The sequence below is a fragment of the Sporosarcina sp. HYO08 genome (assembly GCF_001563475.1).
In the GTDB taxonomy this organism is placed as follows: domain Bacteria; phylum Bacillota; class Bacilli; order Bacillales_A; family Planococcaceae; genus Sporosarcina.
On record NZ_LPUT01000031.1, the window covers coordinates 33,015 to 51,697 of the forward strand.

At 41.9% G+C, this 18,683-nt stretch carries 18 protein-coding genes; 10 read left to right on the top strand and 8 right to left on the bottom strand.

Translation table 11 applies throughout. The features are described from left to right. The first annotated feature begins 3 nt into the window (after nucleotides 1-3). From AU377_RS14685 to AU377_RS14695, 3 genes are all read left to right on the top strand, one after another. Complete coding sequence (locus AU377_RS14685; protein ID WP_067408571.1) at nucleotides 4-279, top strand: hypothetical protein; 276 nt, start codon at nucleotides 4-6, stop codon at nucleotides 277-279. Between the two features lie 293 nt (nucleotides 280-572). After that, nucleotides 573-2,408: a T7SS effector LXG polymorphic toxin gene (locus AU377_RS14690; RefSeq protein WP_067408573.1), complete on the top strand. Its 1,836-nt coding sequence runs from the start codon at nucleotides 573-575 to the stop codon at nucleotides 2,406-2,408. Between the two features lie 7 nt (nucleotides 2,409-2,415). After that, nucleotides 2,416-2,895 (top strand): antitoxin YezG family protein, encoded by a 480-nt coding sequence (locus tag AU377_RS14695; RefSeq protein ID WP_067408575.1) that lies wholly within the window; start codon nucleotides 2,416-2,418, stop codon nucleotides 2,893-2,895. 256 nt (nucleotides 2,896-3,151) lie between these two features. Here AU377_RS14695 and AU377_RS14700 read toward each other — a convergent pair whose 3' ends face one another. Further along, nucleotides 3,152-4,195: an AI-2E family transporter gene (locus tag AU377_RS14700; protein WP_067408577.1), complete on the bottom strand. Its 1,044-nt coding sequence runs from the start codon at nucleotides 4,193-4,195 to the stop codon at nucleotides 3,152-3,154. 356 nt (nucleotides 4,196-4,551) lie between these two features. Here AU377_RS14700 and AU377_RS14710 point away from each other — a divergent pair, with 356 nt between their 5' ends. Beyond that, nucleotides 4,552-5,631, top strand: coding sequence for an Rpn family recombination-promoting nuclease/putative transposase (locus AU377_RS14710; protein ID WP_253724506.1), 1,080 nt, complete (start codon nucleotides 4,552-4,554; stop codon nucleotides 5,629-5,631). A 62-nt stretch (nucleotides 5,632-5,693) separates the two neighbouring features. Here the strand turns inward: AU377_RS14710 and AU377_RS14715 are convergent, their stop codons facing one another. Next, nucleotides 5,694-6,647, bottom strand: a complete 954-nt coding sequence (locus AU377_RS14715) for an alpha/beta hydrolase (protein ID WP_067408583.1) — start codon at nucleotides 6,645-6,647, stop codon at nucleotides 5,694-5,696. Between the two features lie 215 nt (nucleotides 6,648-6,862). Between AU377_RS14715 and AU377_RS14720 the strand changes: the two genes are divergently transcribed. After that, the gene (locus tag AU377_RS14720; protein WP_067408585.1) at nucleotides 6,863-8,629 is read left to right on the top strand and encodes a choline/carnitine O-acyltransferase; all 1,767 of its coding nucleotides are present in this window, start codon (nucleotides 6,863-6,865) and stop codon (nucleotides 8,627-8,629) included. A 79-nt stretch (nucleotides 8,630-8,708) separates the two neighbouring features. On the opposite strand, the gene AU377_RS14725 is transcribed toward AU377_RS14720, so the two are convergent. From AU377_RS14725 to AU377_RS14740, 4 genes are read right to left on the bottom strand one after another with little or no spacing between them, the layout of a single operon-like run. Then, nucleotides 8,709-9,392, bottom strand: a complete 684-nt coding sequence (locus AU377_RS14725; protein ID WP_067408587.1) for an ABC transporter permease — start codon at nucleotides 9,390-9,392, stop codon at nucleotides 8,709-8,711. Nucleotides 9,393-9,408: 16 nt separating this feature from the next. Beyond that, entirely contained in the window at nucleotides 9,409-10,323 is a 915-nt protein-coding gene (locus tag AU377_RS14730) for an osmoprotectant ABC transporter substrate-binding protein (RefSeq protein ID WP_067408589.1), read from the bottom strand. Nucleotides 10,324-10,339: 16 nt separating this feature from the next. Then, nucleotides 10,340-10,993 (bottom strand): ABC transporter permease, encoded by a 654-nt coding sequence (locus tag AU377_RS14735; protein WP_067408591.1) that lies wholly within the window; start codon nucleotides 10,991-10,993, stop codon nucleotides 10,340-10,342. Between the two features lies 1 nt (nucleotide 10,994). Then, nucleotides 10,995-12,146: a betaine/proline/choline family ABC transporter ATP-binding protein gene (locus AU377_RS14740; RefSeq protein ID WP_067408593.1), complete on the bottom strand. Its 1,152-nt coding sequence runs from the start codon at nucleotides 12,144-12,146 to the stop codon at nucleotides 10,995-10,997. Nucleotides 12,147-12,507: 361 nt separating this feature from the next. Between AU377_RS14740 and AU377_RS14745 the strand changes: the two genes are divergently transcribed. From AU377_RS14745 to AU377_RS14760, 4 genes are all read left to right on the top strand, one after another. Continuing rightward, nucleotides 12,508-13,401: a 3-keto-5-aminohexanoate cleavage protein gene (locus AU377_RS14745; protein ID WP_067408595.1), complete on the top strand. Its 894-nt coding sequence runs from the start codon at nucleotides 12,508-12,510 to the stop codon at nucleotides 13,399-13,401. A gap of 1 nt (nucleotide 13,402) precedes the next feature. Next, nucleotides 13,403-14,365, top strand: coding sequence for a 3-hydroxyacyl-CoA dehydrogenase NAD-binding domain-containing protein (locus AU377_RS14750; protein ID WP_067408598.1), 963 nt, complete (start codon nucleotides 13,403-13,405; stop codon nucleotides 14,363-14,365). Nucleotides 14,366-14,428: 63 nt separating this feature from the next. Further along, a complete protein-coding gene (locus AU377_RS14755) occupies nucleotides 14,429-14,905 on the top strand; it encodes a thioesterase family protein (RefSeq protein ID WP_067408600.1) in 477 nt (158 codons plus the stop codon). 198 nt (nucleotides 14,906-15,103) lie between these two features. Further along, complete coding sequence (locus AU377_RS14760; protein WP_067408602.1) at nucleotides 15,104-15,760, top strand: hypothetical protein; 657 nt, start codon at nucleotides 15,104-15,106, stop codon at nucleotides 15,758-15,760. A 332-nt stretch (nucleotides 15,761-16,092) separates the two neighbouring features. Here AU377_RS14760 and AU377_RS14765 read toward each other — a convergent pair whose 3' ends face one another. Continuing rightward, a complete protein-coding gene (locus AU377_RS14765) occupies nucleotides 16,093-16,776 on the bottom strand; it encodes a hypothetical protein (RefSeq protein WP_067408604.1) in 684 nt (227 codons plus the stop codon). A gap of 304 nt (nucleotides 16,777-17,080) precedes the next feature. On the opposite strand from AU377_RS14765, the gene AU377_RS14770 reads away from it, so the two are divergent. Next, complete coding sequence (locus AU377_RS14770; RefSeq protein WP_067408605.1) at nucleotides 17,081-17,758, top strand: hypothetical protein; 678 nt, start codon at nucleotides 17,081-17,083, stop codon at nucleotides 17,756-17,758. Nucleotides 17,759-18,009: 251 nt separating this feature from the next. On the opposite strand, the gene AU377_RS14775 is transcribed toward AU377_RS14770, so the two are convergent. Next, complete coding sequence (locus AU377_RS14775) at nucleotides 18,010-18,675, bottom strand: exosporium glycoprotein BclB-related protein (protein ID WP_172794074.1); 666 nt, start codon at nucleotides 18,673-18,675, stop codon at nucleotides 18,010-18,012. Nucleotides 18,676-18,683 lie beyond the last annotated feature (8 nt).

Below are 18,683 nucleotides of genomic sequence, written 5' to 3' on the forward strand. Positions count from 1 at the left end.
AAAATGGATAAGCAAAAGCAGTTAATCGAACAAATAAAAATAGTGATCAATTATCTTGAAAAAGATTACGGTACGGAAATCAATAGTGGGGTCTTACAACTTATATATATAAGATATAAAAATGCATTGGATATATTGAAAAATAATAAAGATATTAAAGAAATGAATATTATTGGCGGTGTACGTGCTTATATGGATAGTTATAGCGACTATCTAAACCCGTTACTAGAAGAACTGCATAAGGCTGAAAAAATAAATAAAGAATTACTATCACAATAGTCTCCTGAAATTTAATAAAGTTTAATCGCATCTGGGCACCAACGTCATTCAAATACTCATAGTTGTTTTTGTCCAGTAAATTCAATATCCTTCTGATCAGCTATTACGCTAGTCGGGGGATATTTTTTCAAAAAGCGCTACTTTCCAAGATAAAGTTTTGAAATGGCAACGATTAACAAAATATCTCCTTGATCGGTTGCTATGCTGATCAAAGAAGTCTACTAGTATTATGTTAAAGAAGATAAAAAGGACTTGGGTATCAATCATGTCGGGGAATTATGGGAGAGATACTTATGAAAGTATTAGATGTCGATTTATTGCAAGAAGGAATTCAGCGAAATGTCGCGATGCTTAGTCGTCAACGGAATGAAATAGAGGCAGTTTCTAATACGATCAGTGCGCTTGTTGCGATGGAAGAAGCGCTAAAAGGGCAAGGCGGAGATGCGATCCGGGCATTTTATGAAGAATGCCACTTGCCCTTTCTTCAATTTCTGATGACATTTCAGGAGAGCTTTACACAAGTCTTGAAAGCTATGGAAGCAGCCCTTCGAGGGTTTGAACCGGATGCTGCAGGCTTCATCCGAGAAAGCTTCTTGGAGGGGGAAATCGAACAAGGATTACAGCAAATCGCACAGCTCACTGACAGTTTGACACTAGAAGCGAATGGGATTATGGATCAAGTTTCAGACATCGTTGCTTTGCCGCATTTAGACGACGGCGAAGTGCAAGAGGGGGTCCGGCATGCTAAAATAAAACGAGATGATACGAACACGGGACTATACGAATTTGACGCAAGTCAAACATATGCCTTGACAACGATCGAGCAAGACCTCGCCACGATGGAAATGTGGCTGGCGGATCTTCAAGGGTTATTTAAGGAAGGATTAACAGGTGTCAATTTCTCAGCGGATCGCTGGGCGATGTTATCTGCTACCAATACATTATGGACAGATTTGATCCACCGTACAATGCCACTTGGCAGTCTTCAATCAATGCAAGGAATAGACGGCTCGCTGGGCTTTCCATACGTCCCGGCTGCTGGAGGTCTGATGGGTGTCAGTACGTCTTCTGAAGAGGAAGCTGTTGAAGGCAATGTCGGCGCCAATGTTGCCAAAGGAATTGGCGCAGGCCTGTGGGATGCAGGAAAAGACTTTGTATCGGGGATCTGGGATTTCGTTACCAATCCCAAAGAGTCGATTGAAGGCGTCGTCCATGCCGTCACACATCCGGTAGAAACGTATACGTATTTGAAAAATGCCATTGTTGAATCCTATGAAAGGGATGTCATCAATGGAGACTCCTATTCTCGTTCGCGCTGGTTCTCATACGCGGCCGGGACAGCAGTGACATCCATTGTAGGAACAAAGGGCGCGGGCAACCTTGGAAAAGCAGGTGCTGTTAGGGCAGGGACTGCCATTAACAAAGGCACGGCAACTGTGCAAAACGCGCTACAGTCATCGGATTTGTTGAGGCTGATGCCTTACAATCCCCGCACGCAGTTTGCCATGGCGGGGGATGCACCGGTGCCGTTTAATGTGATGAATGGGCCTGTTGTTAAAGAACAGGTGATTCAGCAGGCGAAGGCGATTGAATCTAAGGATATGGTAATGGGTAAAGGAACTAAAATTGAGGTAGCTTATGGAACGCATATTGGTAGGGTAGGTAATAAAAAAGTATTACAATCGAATGTAAGATATAAAACAAAAGAAGGATATACCTATGAAACCAACGAGTTTGGCCGTATTGAAAGTGTTGATGCCGACTTACAACTTGGAAAAGGAAAAAGAAATCCGTATGCTCAAAGCAATGTAGGAGAAACGGACCGCATTCGAGGTAATTACCCGGAGAGAGATGACGGTGGGCACTTAATTGGTAGTCAATTCAAAGGTTCTGGAGATATTGATAATTTAGTTCCGATGAATTCACAAATAAATCAAGCAGGCGGAAAATGGCATCAGATGGAACAGGAGTGGGCAGCTGCCTTAAATAGGGAAGAAGGAAGTGCAAAAGTAAAAATAAAGCCTCAATACACTGGTAATTCTGCAAGACCAGATAGTTTCATGGTCGAGTATGCAATAGACGGCGGAAGGACAAAAAAGGTAACAATAAAAAATCAAATTGGGGGTTAGTAAAATTATGGAACAACAGATGGACCAGTTATACCCTGCGATAGCAGAACATGTTTTAGATATGATACCTGAAGATGAATGGTATGAGATTTACTTGTATGCCGAAATATTAGATGGTTCTAGGGAAGTATACTTTTATTTTAATACCTCCGAGAATGAGGATTTTATATATTCACATGATATACCTGAAGAATATAATGTAAGTGAAAAAATTTATGATGATTTATTGTTAGAACTACAAGAGAAATTTAATGAATTAAGAAAAATATTTATTGAGAATGGTCAAGAGCCTTGGACAAATTTAACCCTAATTTTAAGATACCCAGGAAAGATAAAAATTCATTATGATTATGAGGATGTAATAAATTCATCAATTTCTTCGACTGAACGTCAAATGATTTTTGAATATCAATTTTTAGGATTACTACCTCAAAATGAGAGGAACAGAAAGTTTGTACAGGATTATGTAAATAGTAAAAATAAGTAATGAGGAAAGGAACCTCTAAAACTAAAGTCTCGCTAGTAGTTTTGCGTAAATGACTTCCAATCCTTTCAACTATGGTCATATTTAGTACTAGTAACGAGACAAACACAACATCTCGTTTGTTTTAACAATCATTAGAATATCTCCTTGATTAGTTGCCATGAACTGAACCCTAAAAAGGGTACTTTTTTAAAGTGTCCACTTTTTAGGGTTCAGTTCAAATATACCATTCAAGGTTTCTTTTTTTATTGGAGGGGCATTAGTAATCCACCTTGTCTTTTTGAATGGATTGTGTCTGATTTGGATCTTTGTCTGTTACATCGAGGATATCTAGCAGGAAGACAAACACCGGAATTCCGATGATCAAGCCCCAGACGCCAAAAAAGTTTTGCGAGAAGATCAGTACGATGAATGTATAAAAAACCGGCAAATCCGTTTTAGATGACATCAGCTTCGGATTTAAAATGTACGCTTCAATCGCATGGACAATCATAATGGCGATGAGCAGGTAGATGACAGTCAAGAACCCGCCAATTGTCAGACCAATAATTGTGAGTGGAATCAGAGAAATAATGACGCCGGCGACGGGTATAAGTCCTAAGAAAAAAATCATAATCGCCAATCCAATAATTTGTGGGAAGCCAAGTACGATCAAGATAATGACAGTTAAAAATGTGTTGACAAGTGCAATGATGAACTGTGCTTCGATCACTTTCCCAAACGTGCGTGAAAACTTTTTTCCGAAAAACTCAATTTCATAATAGAACGGAGCAATTTTACTGTTTTTAAATTTGCTTGTGAATTCGATTAAGCGTGGTTTTTCAAGAAGGAAAAACAAACTTAAAATCAAAGCAATGAGTACTTGGATACTGATCTTACTAATATCTGAAAAATACTTTAGTAAAAATGAAAAAGCATTTTCGATGTAAGCTTTGATCTGCTCACCGGAGATAATCGATTCGACAATACTAAGCAATGGATTTTCATGCGGTTGCGTGAAGAAATTCGTCATTTGCTTAATCAGTTGACTGATTTCCAATGTGATCAGCGGCAAGTATCTTACAAGCCCGACCGTCAATATGCCAACGATCAATGTATAAAGCATTATGACAATTAGTTTATGATTAAGCCGAACCCGCTTCGCTGCAAAGTTGACGAGTCGATTCATTAAAAATGAAAAAATAAAAGTGAGTAAGAGTAAATTCATCATGCTTCTGACACTAAAAAGGATGAAGATAATCAACGCGAAAATAATAACTCGCTTTACTTCTTTTCTTTTGAAGAATTCTGTGATTGCTTCCATATAAAACAATGCCCCTCATGTTGAATTTTCATTTAAAAAGTGGTTAGATTTCTACTATACTATTAGTATCTACTTGTCTGTTAAAGATTACAAGGGAGAAGGCACCCAGAAAGTCTAATATTATTAGTGACAATCACTCATGCAATTACACGCTTTCTTTCAAAAACATGCCCATCTTTTGAAAGACTTCTTCATTTATCGGCAGGGACAATTGAACAAAGCCGTGAATAAGACCATCGTATCGGATCAAGATCGAGGAATCGGTCGAGGAGCTTTTTTGTGTTGGTATTGGCGGCTATGGCAAGAAAGCTCAAATGGATCCTATCCCAACATGATTGGAAAAGAATATGGCTAGATTGTATAATGTAAAGCAAGAAGAATTGACTGAAAGTATAGGTAGAGGAGGGAGAATATTATTCATGAAGATACAAAATCCACACGATAAATTTTTCAAAGAAACATTAGGCAATGTATCGACAGCAAAGGATTTCCTCACCCATTACTTACCAGAAAACATCATGAGCGTCATCGATGTGGACACCTTAGATCCACAAATGGACAGTTTCATCAACGTAGAACTGGAAGAAAGTTTCTCTGATTTACTTTTCAAAGTCGATATTTGTAACAAAGAGGGCTATCTTTATTTTCTTTTTGAACATAAAAGTTACTCAGACAAAGGAATTGCATTTCAATTATTAAAATACATGGTTGAAATTTGGGAAGCTAAAATGAACAAAGAAGAAGCGAAGGAACTGCCAATTATCATTCCGCTCGTCATTCACCATAGCAGGTTCAACTGGCGCATACCTTCTAATTTGGGCGCCATGCTAGATGGATACGAAGATCTTCCGGAAGAATTGAAAATTTATGTGCCAAACTTCGACTACTTAATCTATGACTTAACCACCTATGACGACGAAGATATCAAAGGAAAAGCACAAACACGGATCTTATTGACACTTTTTCGAGATATATTCACGAAAGATAAAAATGAACTTTTACAATCTATCCTGCGCTCTATCCACTACTTGAATGAATTGGAAGATAAGCAAACAGGCGTGGAATATTTTGAAACGATGATGCGATATATCTTTAGTGCCGCAAAAGACTTGACGAAAAAGGATGTGGAAAAAATCATCAAAAAATTTGAAAAGACCTATCCTGAAGGGAGTGAAATAGCAATGACATTAGCTGATATGTGGAGAGACGAGGGTATGCAACAAGGTATGCAACAAGGTATGCAACAAGGCCTGGAAATAGGTGGGACCAAAGCGTTGGCCAAAACAGCCATTCGATTGTTGACAAAAAAATTCTATACTGTTCCTGAAGAGGTCAAAGAAGGGATCTTTAAGTTAGACACTATAGCTTTAGAGCTTTTAATTGATGATATTTGGGATTCTCAAACGGTAGAGGATATTAAGAAGTATCTTCAATAACAAACAGGCACCCAAATGCAATATCCCCCTAATCGGCTGTGTTCCGGTTAGGGGGATGTGTTTTACTTGGTAGGGATAGACAGCACGCTTTCTTTCAAAAACATGCCCATCTTTTGAAAGACTTCTTCATTTATCGGCAGGGGCAATTGAACAAAGCCGTGAATAAGACCATCGTATCGGATCATTTTGACGTCAACACCGCTCTCTCGCAATCGTTCTCCGTATGCTTCTCCTTCATCCCGAATGGGGTCACATTCGGCTGTGAGGATGAGTGCCGGCGGTAATCCGCTTAAATCTTCGGCTTTGATCGGTGAGGCGTACTTGTTTGCTGCGTCACTTTCATTTGAAAGATAGTAATCCCAGAAGCTTTTTGTTAGCTTACTTGTTAAGATCGGAGCGGCGGCATTTTCACGTATGGATGCGTAGGGTGAATCCGTAATGGATCGCAAAGCATCCGTCGCGGGATAGATTAATAGCTGAGATTTGAGTTTTGGTCCTTTCCGTTCTTTCGCCATTAACGTTATGGCCGCTGCAAAATTGCCGCCCGCGCTATCTCCTCCGATCGAAATATGGTGCTGACTCACTTGCAATGAATCAGCATTGTCGAACACCCATTGTGTTGCAGCATAGCAGTCTTCTAACCCTTTTGGAAAGCGGTGTTCCGGTGCGAGTCGATAGTCGACGGAAATGACTTTGCAGCCGGTTGCATTTGTTAACTTTCGACATACGACATCATGTGTCTCAACGCTTCCAATTGTCCAGCCGCCGCCATGAAAGTAGACGACCGCTTGAAATATCTCCCTTTGTCCATCAGGTGTATAAATTCGTATAGGAATATCGCCGTGTGGTCCATCAATCAGCTGATTTTCAATCTTTTTCACTTTTGGCCGATCAGCCTCTTCGGGAAGGAGCAGTAACTGATCCTTTCGAATTTGAACGATCAATTCCGGTGTCAATGTTGCGGGATAATCGGGCAAATATTCAAGAATGTACTTTACTGATTCATCAATAGTCATTAGGCATAACCCCTTATTATTATTAAATTAAATCCCCAGTACTGTTTTGTACTACTTCTCGATTTGCTAGCTAAAACCTTCTGCTTTACCGTAAAGTTATCACTATACCTATTCGCAGCGCCCCTGTATTTGCAAGCCATATTCAACAAATGCTGATATAATAGGGGATACGGCATAACAATCGTAACTATTATGTAAAGAAAACGAGATGAGCTATGAAAAAGACATTTACTTATCAAAACGAATTACCAACATTACCAATCCCACCCTTAGAAATGACAAAATCTAAGCTGTTAGAATGGATTGAGCCTTTAGTAAGCGTGGATCAATATAAACAAACAACGAAAGTGATCGAGCGCTTTTTTGTGGAAAATGGAGAAGCGGAAAAGCTCCAAGAAAAATTGCTGGAGTGGCAAGAAAATAGGTCAGGCAGTTGGTTAAAACCTTTCTGGGATGATTTGTATTTAAAACATCGTGATTCCTTGCCATCGAGTATGAATTTTAATGTCCTATTAACAAATAACCATAAAGAACGATATGCACTTTCGGAAATGATTGGGCAAGTTTGCTATTTAAGCGCGCAATATTATCACATGATCATCGACGAGGAAATAGAGCCGGCAATTGTGAGAGGGATGCCGCTCGATATGAGCCAATATAAGAAATTCTTCCGCTCAGTTAGAATTCCACGTCCTGAAAGAGATGAGATTTTTGTTGCGGAGTATGAAAAGAAAAATAACCACGTCATCCTTCTTTATCAAAACAACGTATATAAAATAGATGTAACGAATGAAGAAGGCGACCTCTATCCAGGCGAAGCCATTGCTAAAGTGATTGAGGAGATGTTCCGCAATGAGCGGGAGGAAGGGGTCAACGTTGGGATTTTCACGACAGCTAAAAGGGATCAGGCTGCTAAAGCTTATGATAAGCTGAAGCTGTCCAAAGTAAACGCAAAAACGTTGCAAACGATTGCCGATGCGCTTGTTGTTATTTCAATTGACGAAAAAAGTGAAAATGCGGAAGAAGCAATCCAAAACTTAATGTTACATGAGGACAATAAATACTTTGATAAAACGATCCAAATCATTATTACAAAGGCCGGAAAATTAGGCTTTAACATTGAACATTCTGCCGTAGACGGCACATCGATTTATTCAGTCATTCGACACATCAGTAAAGGATTGAAAAAGGATCCTTCCCCACAACTGGTTCAGCTGCCTGCAAAGCCAAATATTGAAAAGCAACAATGGGAATTGACGCAAGAGCTTCAGGACTTATTCATTCAATTTCACGAAGACCATGAACAGCGAAAGAAACGCTATTTTCTTCATTCCCAAACATTCATGGACTTTGGAGCAGAGAAGATTAAAAGTTTGCGTTTTAGTCCCGATGCCTTTTTCCATATCGCATTGCAAGTGGCGCAATACCGAACATTTGGCGAGTTTAGAAGTGTGTATGAGCCAGTGGCAACTCGTTACTTCTACGAAGGAAGAACAGAATGCGCACGCGCAACAAGTATGGAAAAGAGCAGATTTGTAGAAGCGTTGGATGATCGTCAAGAAACGGTTGATAGGCTATATGCACTCATGAATAAAGCCGGCGCAGCCCATTCCGCGCGGATCCATGATTGTCAAAAAGGCTTTGGTGTTGAAAGACATATGTACGGTTTAGAAAAAATCTATCATTTGTTTGGCGCAGAGCTTGGTATTCCATCGTTGCCAGAGATTTTCAAGGACGAAGGATATGTCACATTGCGTCATGATTCCATCTCAACGAGCGGAATGGCCTATGACAATGTGAAATACCGAATGTTTGCCCCTGTCGTAAAAGGGGGCTTCGGTGTCGCGTACATCTTATTGGAAAATTCGATGTCCATTAACATTTCTAGCCATATGGAAGACAAACATATTTGTCAACAATTAATGAGGCATTTAATCGATGCATTACACGAATTAAGAACAATTGCCGATCGCGAGCAGTGAACGGATAGTAAAACATTTACCGAAAAAAATAACGACCTTCCACGTTTGTAATGGTGGAGGTCGTTATTTTTCTATTTTCTTATGCTGCGTTTTCTTCTGGTTTTGGAATAAAGCCTTTCCGCTTTTTATTCGGCGACAGCTTTCGTTCTACCCAAGCCATGACAATATCCGCAATGACTGCCATGAGCGCAGTTGGAATGGCGCCGGCTAAAATAATGGCCGTTCCATTTGTCGCGTTTGTCCCGCGTAAAATAATATCGCCTAACCCACCTGCGCCGATAAATGTTCCAATCGTTGCGACCCCAATCGAAATGACAAGAGCAGTTCGAACCCCAGCCATAATAACCGATAAGGCAAGCGGCAATTCAACCATGCGCAGCACTTGGAATTTCGTCATGCCCATCGCTTTCCCTGATTCAAGCAAGGCTTGATCCACATTTAAAATGCCTGTATAAGTGTTTCTTATAATTGGCAATAAGGAATAGAGGAAAAGTGAAAATACGACCGTATTGGGTCCAAGTCCCATCACAAGCATAAGCACCGCTAGCATCGCTAAAGCAGGAATCGTTTGAATTACGTTGGCCAAAGAAAGTACCCAAGGACTAAGTTTTCGATACCGCGCGATTAAGATGCCGATTGGTATGGCGACAATCGCTGCAAACAATACGCCGTATACGGACATCAGTAAATGTTTATAAAATTGTTCCCATACGTACCAAGCGTTATGGGAATAATAAACTAAAATCTCTTCAGTTGTTTTCATAGCGGGTCACCTCCCATCATTCGAAGTAATTATTTTCCTCTAAAAATGCTTTCGCGATGTTCACGGGTTCTTTCATCAATCCATCTGCTTCATAGTTCATTTCTTGCATTTTTTCTGTCGAGATTTGTCCTGATAATTTTTGAAGGATCTCACGCAGTTCGGGATATTTTTCTAACACATCATTTCGAGCGACTAAAGAAGTGTCATAAGGCGGAAAAAAATGTTTGTCATCTTCCAATACTTTTAAGTCAAAAGCTTTGATACGACCATCCGTTGTGTAAGCAAGGACAATATCCATTTTTCCGCTGGCAGCCGCTTGGTAAACTAAGCCGATTTGCATCGGAAACGTTTCGCCAAACTCAAAGCCGTATTCTTCGACAAAACCTTCATAGCCATCACCTTTTCTTTTTAACCACGAATTATCGACACCGAATTTCAAACTAGTCGCAAGCGGTTGTAAGTCAGAAACGGTTTGCAAATTATTTTGCTCGGCAACTTCTTTCCGAACGGTGAACGCATAGGAATTCGCAAATCCATACGAGTCAAACCAAGTTTGGTCGAATCTTTCCTGGAATTCTGTTTGAACAACTTCAAGCGCTTTTTGTGGATCTTTCATCGGCTCCATGCCTAATGCACCTGATAAATCGGTCCCAGTGTAGCGGGTAGCCGTAATGTCGACATCGCCATTCAGCATCGCTTTATGCTGGACAATCGATGATCCTAAGTTATTCACCATCGACACTTTTGCATCTGTATGGTGTTCAATGAGCAATCGAACCATTTGCCCCATTATTTGAGATTCAGAAGTGCCAAGTGTACCGACTGCAATTGTGTTTTTGGAAGGACCTCCTAATCCAGGCAGCGAACAAGCGCTTAACAGGAGGACCAACGAAACAGCTAAAATGATTAGTTTTTTATTTAATTTCAACATATTGGTAGAGTCCCTCCTATTTCGCTTCTTTTAATTTTTTCATACCAGTTGGGATCGCCCAATCTTCAATTCGGCCTAATAAAAGGTCTGTCAATAAAGCCAGAATGGTTACGGGAACCGCCCCGGCAATAATGTATTCAGGTTGATATAAATTCAGTCCGCTGAAAATATAATCCCCGAGCCCGCCTGCACCGATATAGGAAGCAAGCGTCGCCCAACCGATTAAATAGACGATCGATAAACGAATGCCAGCCATAATGACGGGAACCGCCAGCGGTAATTCCACATAACGAATTCTTTCCCATCCGGTCATGCCAAGCCCGCGGCCTGCTTCCAGCAATATTTTATCCAAACCGTTGATCCCGATATAAGTGTTGCGCAAAATCGGCAAAACGGAATAGAAAAACAAGGCAATGATCGCTGGGATTTTACCAACCCCAAATAGCGGGATGAAAAAGGCAAGGATCGCAAAACTAGGGAATGTCTGAACAATCCCTAAAATCCCCATTACAACGCCGGCGATTTTTGGCAGTCGCGTTAAAGCGACACCTAACGGAACGGCAACGGCAATCCCTAATAGAGCGGCGGCTAAGGAGATGTATAAATGTTCCCATGTTTTTACTAACATCTCGGAACCATTACTACTTAAAAAACTCGTAATGCTGTCCATCTCATCTCCCTCCATTAGTTGGATTGTTGTCATCTTCATCGCCCCAAATAGAATCGTAGACAATATCTACAAGGCTTGCTCTCGTAACGATACCGACAAGACGATTTTCATTGTCGACGACAGGCACATATTTCATGCCCTTTTTTAAAATATTGCGGATCGCATCACGTACGAGCGTTCCTTCTGCTACCGTTAACATTTCTGATTCGAAAGCTTCCGCGACCAATGTCGATTTTTTTCGTTTTTGGTCAATCATTTCTACATCTATAAAACCTTCCAACACGCGCTGTTCGTTAACAACTAGAAGGGAATCGACTCGACTTTGCTTCATCAGTTGAATGGCTTCTGAGAGCGTACGATCTTTCGTAATGGTAATTGGATTCGGGTTGATGATTTGCTCGACCGTTTGAATGGTAGGTTTTGTTTGCACCAATTTTTCTTTACCGATGAATTCCTCAACAAATTCATTGGCTGGATGGCGTAATATTTCATCCGGCGTAGCGCACTGAACTAACTCGCCATCACGTAAAATAACGATTCGATCCGCCAATTTCAATGCTTCGTCCATATCATGGGTAACAAAAACAATTGTTTTCCCTAGCTTTTGTTGAAGCTTCTTAAATTCATCTTGCAAGGAATCGCGTGTAATGGGGTCTAACGCTCCGAAAGGCTCGTCCATCAAAATAAGCGGCTGATCCGCGGCTAATGCACGTAAAACACCAATTCGCTGCTGCTGGCCACCGCTTAGCTCATGCGGATAACGATCTAAATAATCAGGTGTCAAATCGACGAGGCTAATCAGTTCACGTGCGCGGGCATTCCGTTTGTCTTCTGGCCAATTGAGTAATTTCAGCACAAGCCCAATATTTTCTTGGATCGTCATATGCGGGAATAAGCCGATTTGTTGAATAACGTAGCCAATTTCCCTGCGCAGCTTCACAGGATCTTGGTCTAAAATATTTTCACCGTCAATATAAATACTTCCTGAAGTCGGTTCAATCAGTCGGTTAATCATTTTCATCGTCGTCGTTTTACCACAGCCACTAGGTCCGATAAAACAAATAAATTCGCCTTTTTTAAAATGCAAATTTATATTATTAACCGCTTTTTTTCCTCCTTTGTATACCTTCGATACATTTTCGAATTTAAGCATATAAGGCACCTCCGTTGTTTATGAATAGTAATTGATGAGAAATTAGTTATTTTTGTGGAAAATCAATGCACCTCAAATTTAAAAAATAAACTACACGATTTGCCAATTTAGTATTTTTTTGTCAAACGTCCGCATGGTAAATACTTATCCAAATTAACATACATTGACAATCGATGAAAGGTTTTGCCATTGTATTGCCCCAAAACTTTTCATAAAAGATTGTTCCGCATACGTGTTTTTCAATTTAGTTTTCCCTAGACAGTGGGCAGAAAAACTTTAACCCGGAAATTTAATTTTATCCCCACTTTAAAATCATGAAATTACTCGTCCGACATAACATGCAAAGAAGGGGGGAGTTATGATGAGCCACAAAGTAATCGTCACTTGTGCTGTAACTGGTGCGGCAGATACGGCAAAAAAAAGCCCATATATACCGATTACACCGAAGGAAATTGCAAATGAGGCAATTGAAGCTGCAAAAGCTGGTGCATCTATTGCCCATATTCACGTTCGTAATCCCGAAACTGGTGGTATAAGCCACGATCCGGCCTTGTACAAAGAAGTCGTTGAAAGAATTCGAGCATCGGAAACAGACGTGATTATTAATATGACTGCTGGTGGCGGCGGTGACTGGATCCCAAGTTTGGATGATCCAGCAGTAGGAGGCCCCGGCACTTTTATGCAAACGCCAGAAGAACGACACCAACCGATTGGCGACTTGTTGCCTGAGATTTGTACGCTGGATTGCGGCAGTCTAAATTTCGGCGATCAGGTATATATTAGCCCGACGGAATGGCTTCGCAAGCATGCCCGCCTTATCCAAAAAAGCGGTGTAAAACCTGAACTAGAATGTTTTGATACAGGTCATTTGCGATTCGCTAAACAGTTAGTAGACGAGGGTCTAATCGATGGGGATCCAATGTTTCAATTTTGTTTAGGGCTTCCTTGGGGGGCTGATGCGGATGCGGAAACCATGCTATATATGCATGATAAACTTCCGACCCATGCTCATTGGTCAGCATTCGGACCTGGGCGTCAGCAAATGCCAATGGCTGTTCAATCCATGCTGCTCGGTGGAAATATCCGAGTAGGATTAGAAGATAATTTATATTTGGATCGGGGCGTTTTGGGAACCAATGCCCAGCTAGTTGATCGAATTGTATCTATTATGAATGGTTTAAATGCAACGCCAATGACGCCAGCAGAGGCACGTGTACAGTTAGGGTTAAGAAATCCGCACGAGAGGGAAGGGTAACATGACTGCTGATCCTATTAAGCGTGTCGCAGTAGTGGGAACAGGCGTGATCGGAAACGGTTGGATTATTCGTTTTTTATCACAGGGATATGACGTCGTTGCGACTGACCCTGCACCGAATGCGGAAGGGCGGGTCCGCCATGCAATTGAACGTGCTTGGCCTTCGGTAGTGAAACAGGGGATAGTCGACGGATCTTCAAAAGACCGCTTTCATTTTGAAGCAAATCTTGTGCAGGCGGTTGCAGAGGCTGATTTGATTCAAGAAAACGTGCCAGAACAAGAAAAAATGAAACGCTTGATCTTGGCGGAAATTGACCGGCATGCGAAGGAAGATGCGATTATTGCGTCAAGTACTTCGGGTATTAAGCCAAGTATTTTACAGGCAGACTGCGCGCATCCTGAGCGAATTATTGTTGCACATCCGTTTAACCCTGTTTATTTAATCCCGCTTGTGGAACTGGTCGGCGGTGAAAAAACATCCACGCAAGTCGTGAAGAGGGCGGAGCAATTTTATCATTCCATTGGGATGAAACCACTTATTCTTTCTACGGAAATAGATGGTCATGTTGCGGATCGCTTGATGGAGGCGGTTTGGCGCGAGGCACTGCATCTTGTGAATGATGGTGTGGCAACGACGGAAGAAATTGACGCGTCCATCGTTTACGGACCGGGATTGCGCTGGGCACTCATGGGGCCGTTCTTAACACTTCACTTAGCTGGCGGTCAAAAAGGAATGGCGCATATGCTCGCGCAATTTGGACCTGCTTTAAAACTTCCATGGACAAAACTCGTAGCACCGGAACTGACGGAAGAACTTCAAGAAAAAGTCATCGCGGGTTGTGAACAGCAAACAATTGGACACGCCATTTCAGACTTGGAAAAACGAAGAGATGATTTTTTAATCGAACTGACGCAAATACTCGAAAAATACTGGCCGGCAGCTAATTTGAACGGACCGATTTAAAGGTCGCCCCAGAAGTGCCTGGCTCTTCGTATAGGCGAAATTGATTAATTGGAGGTGGATTCGGTGTCAATCATTCAAAATCCCATTCTTCAAGAAAAGGTTCGTACAGATTGGGTAGATTACAATGGTCATATGAACGATGCTGCCTATGCGGCTGTATTTAGTATGGCAGTCGATCAGTTCATGATTGACCTTGGGATTGACGCGCCATTCCGTGAACAATTTCAGTACTCAATCTTTACTTTAGAAACGCATCTTTGTTATTTGGATGAAGCACATGAAGGGCAACTGCTCAAAGTCAATCTGCAGCTGTTAGACGCAGATGAAAAACGATTACACGTATTTTTCATCATGGAAGACACGAACGGCAATCGGATCGCAACGAGCGAGCAAATGCTTATGGGAATGAATCTAGCCGGGGGGCGTCCAGCTCCATTTCCAGCACCTATACAAAAAAATGTCACGGATTTGCAAGGGATGCATGCGAATTGGACAATGCCTAAGGAAGTAGGGCGTAGAATTGGAATAAGAAAAAAATGAATGTCGAACGACCATCCTTGCATTTTATGGGGGAGGTCGTTCGACTTTTTGTATGGGGAAACATCGGCAGTTTAACGACTTATCGATCTATTGAAGTTTCTTAGAAATGCATTTAATAAAGGAATCCGGGGCATAACCTAAAGCAAAGGATCATTAGCCGAATAGACTACCAATGATAGAACAAAGGAGATGATTTTTTTGAGCTCACGTAAACGACGAATTCACCCATGCAGTTCCAACCCGTGTCAACAAGGGAAACAAGGTAAACAAGGACCACAAGGCCCGCCAGGAAACCAAGGCCCGCCAGGAAACCAAGGCCCGCCAGGAAACCAAGGCCCGCCAGGAAACCAAGGCCCGCCAGGAAACCAAGGCCCGCCAGGAAACCAAGGCCCACCAGGAAACCAAGGCCCACCAGGAGGCTCACTTGGCTTTGCCTTTCTTTACGACACTACCAACCAAGATCTTGATCAAAATGAGGCAGTCACTTTTGATCATAACGGGAATACTCCACTGCCACCGTTTTTATCACATGCCGTAAACACATCAGCAATGATAATTAACGAATCCGGTACGTATCTTATCACTTATGAAGTATTTGCTAAACAAGGAACTTCTGCATTTGCTTTATTTCGGAATGATGGTATGACTAACACTGAAATACCAGGTTCCGCGTATGGAGCAGAATCTGGTAATCAAACGTACAGTGGTCAGGTGATCACGCCTCTAGATCAAGGGGATATTCTCACGCTAGTTAATATCGATGGCGCGACTAACCTGAATCATAGGGTCCCGCCAAGCGACAACAACGGCATCCCAGTTGACAGCGCCTCTATTGTGATTTTAAAGTTAGCGTAGAACAAATACGTTCAGAACACAATGAAATGTGTAGAAGTTCTGCCGGTAAGGATCGAACGGTATTTGTGGTTGATCCGATACTGAATAGTTAAAACAACAGAACCCACCTTGTTACGCAACGGTATAATGCGTACAATGGTGGGTCATTTTTATTTCTTGAAACCTGTTAGATCTTTACGACTTAGCAGATTCAGGTAGCGTTGTTGGTAAATAGAATCGATTTGAATGTTCAATTTATGTATGTCTCCCAATCGAATAGTAGGATAATTTTCTATTCGATTGGGAGGTTAAAGATGCTTTGAAAGGCTAGGCAGAGGTACGGAGCGAAGATATTACGGAGTACAGTTGCTTGTTGTGATGGTTAACTCCCATCCGCCAGCAATACTCCCGCTGTCCGAACCTTCGTCATCGATGACATAAAGGTTCCATGTCCCATTTGGATCTGTAAAGTTAAAGGAGCTTAACATTGAGCCTCCAGATGGCGATGGGGCATCTGGGAAGTTATCAAATACAGCGCCGGCGTTGGTTGGCTTGAATGTGCCCGTGAACAGGGTGTTGTTACCCGGCATTGCAGTTGGTGCCAAGTCATCAAGTGTAAGAGTTATATTGGTAACATCATCACTGCCCCCTACATCCGACATAATGGTTGCATTCTGTCCACTCGGTCCGACAAGCATTATATCGATATCGTCTGGGTATTCGTGGCTTAAATTGATAAGTCTCACAGTAACTTGAACAATATTACCTGTCATCCCTGAGACGGTGATTGGTGATGGATAAGGCGTTGCTGGGCCGCTGTCAGGTATAACAATGTTAGCAGGATTTGTGAATGTTCTTGTTTGAATGTCACATGCCGGCGGACAAGGACTCTGTGTAGACCTCCTGTCAATCGCAGTAAATGGACCAATTGGTTTAAAAGTAAAACCAGGTGTGCACTGGTGATCTTCCTGACGTCTACTACGTCTACCACATCCACTGCAGCCGCCAAATCCATCATTACGGTGAAAAATTGACATATTATAACACCTCCTTTCCTTGCTATACTATTCAAGGAATCACGGCTCGGACGGGCTATCAACTCAAGGAAGAATAAGAAAAAACGGCTGTTCTGACAGGTTATCAGGACATCCGATAAATTTATTGATCACGATTTGTTGATTCGTGGGATCTTATATAAAGTCGTTATTATCATCCACAATGAGCATCTATAGTAAGACGATTCCATTTTAATAAATTTCTCAAATCTAATTTTGCCCAGACGCTAACTCATTTGCATCATATGATACGACGAAAGAGAAAACTTTGGAGGTGCTTTTAAGCATGCAAGACAAAAGATGTAATGAAGGGCATGGGCGAGAGTTGATTTGTATAAATGTTGACAAGGTATACGACTGGATTGTAAAAGAAAAGTCATTTGATATTTCCCCAACGGAAGCTATTGCTTTTCCGGCCCTGCACTCAGACACATCACTTGCCAACGCAGTCGTAACCTGTGAAGTAACGCCTGCGGCAATGGATCCTGTCGTCATTCTAAATCGTGAAGATCGAGAGTTTTGCATTGATGGGAAAAAGGTCTGTCTTCAACAACTCACCATTCAAAAGAATTTCACTCTAACGGTGATCGTCACGGTGGCAGGCGGAACACTCAGAAGTGTGGGGATTCCAGTTTCACGTTGTGAACAAGTTACACTATGCGCACCTGAGGGAACAGACGTTGAAGTTACGTATACCGATTTAGATTGTTTCGTTTGCAGTACGGGAGCTCTCGAATTTGTTGCGGGTACGCCAAATGTGACGCCAAATTCAATCAGATTCACTGATCTTAATATCTCAGTTTCAACTTGCCAAAGCATTCAATCAACATTCCCGGTCACTGTTGAATTTTCAGCGAACTTCTGTGAACCAAGAGAAGATTTTCCGACTGCTGCTTGTCCTGCGCCGACTCATCCCAAACAATGCCCAGCCATTTTCCCGGATACTGATCATCGCCGCCACTGAAACAGACTAATGATGATGAACGTCAGTACCTAACATATTCCAAAGAGAGGAAGATCCTCTCTTTATTTTTATTGATTGCTAAAAATGCAGGGGTAAATTACAAATACTAATACAGTTTTAAGCTTATTGGAACTTGTTATTGCTTATGCACGTAAAAAAACCGGCCGCTTTCACAATGTGAAAGCAGTCGGTTTGATTATCCTAAACAGTTGTCCAGGAATTGAACATTCTTTTGCTGTCGACTTATTGCGTTATTCGATCGTAATTCCTGCGCTAGCAGTTCCGGCCACGACCGTCAAAACATTAAGACCAGTTGTATTCACTGAATACACCATCAATAGTCGCTCCCCGGCAGCTACCGGAACGTTGAAGTCCGAAGCACTATCGAAAACAGGTGGATTACCTACAACTAAGCCAGTTGGAAGTGCCAAATCCACAGCAACACCTGTAGGGCTGAAGGTGTTGCTCCCTGCTTGTGCACGATAAACTTCAGCAGTTACCGTTGTTGGCCCGAGAATGCTAATACCTGCCGCTGCTGTAAAGTACGCGGAGATGGCTGTCACGTTGCCTGCCCTAGGAACAGCAAAAGCAAAGTTTTCAAGTCCAGCAGCACCTAGGTCAATCGTCAGCCCTAGGGCACTAGCCGTGACAAAGTTACTGCCGAACCCAACAAGCCCTCCCAGACTTGCCAAAGCTCCTCCCAAAAGGGAAGTTAAAATCATTGGACCTCCGGATGCAAATGGAATAATGGAGCCAGCAACTGCCGGAGGAGTAGGACCATTACCATTCGATGGGGGAAGACAATTTACGTCAACCGCTATAATTGGTCCGCGATTACAAGCAAGTGATCCATTGCCCATGGCGCTAATATTTCTACGTCTACTGCTACATCCACATCCATGATGTCGAAAATTCATAATATCAC